This is a genomic window from Acinetobacter lactucae, from assembly GCF_013344765.1.
Lineage (GTDB): Bacteria > Pseudomonadota > Gammaproteobacteria > Pseudomonadales > Moraxellaceae > Acinetobacter > Acinetobacter lactucae_A.
On record NZ_JABVBF010000398.1, the window covers coordinates 1 to 620 of the forward strand.

At 28.2% G+C, this 620-nt stretch carries 1 protein-coding gene; it reads right to left on the reverse strand.

The window, feature by feature from the left end; all coding sequences use genetic code 11:
* The coding region (locus HUN22_RS17545; protein ID WP_174732049.1) for a capsular polysaccharide synthesis protein at positions 1-620 on the reverse strand (620 nt) is incomplete at both ends.

The window sequence follows — 620 nt, forward strand, 5'->3', positions numbered from 1 at the left end:
TTAGTGGTCTATAGTTTAATACTAATGACTCAATAAAGTGGATGTGAGATTTATTGTTGAACCTATGATAAATAAAAGCGTTCTCATCACAGTTAATTAATGTGATACTCATCTCTGTTTTTCTAAGAACTTTTTGACAAGCTACATAAATAACAAGATATTCAAGTCGGCCAATATTCTGAAAATATTCATCATAGTTTGGACAAGATCTTTTTATCTCGTTGATGTAGTTTTTAACTCCTGACTTAACTGCATAAATTAGTTCATCTAACCATTCTTTAAAGAAAATATTATTTTTTTCTGAGGCTAAAAGCCAACTTTCAATCACTGGGTACTGTCTTACAGTGGTATTAGAATTTCTATAATATCCAAATGCTTTAGTTTTATTTTTATTACATAGATCAATAATCCAGTCTAAACTACTATAAAGAATTACACTTGCATCCACCCATATACCACCATGTTTATATAATAAATAGAGGCGTAGTAGATCAGATTTTAATTGAGGAGTGAGGCTTTCAAATTGAGAAAAGTCAATTTCACAAAAATCATTTATATTGTTGTTATCTAAAATATGAATCGTATATTCATGATTCAAACTTTTAATACATTCTAAACAG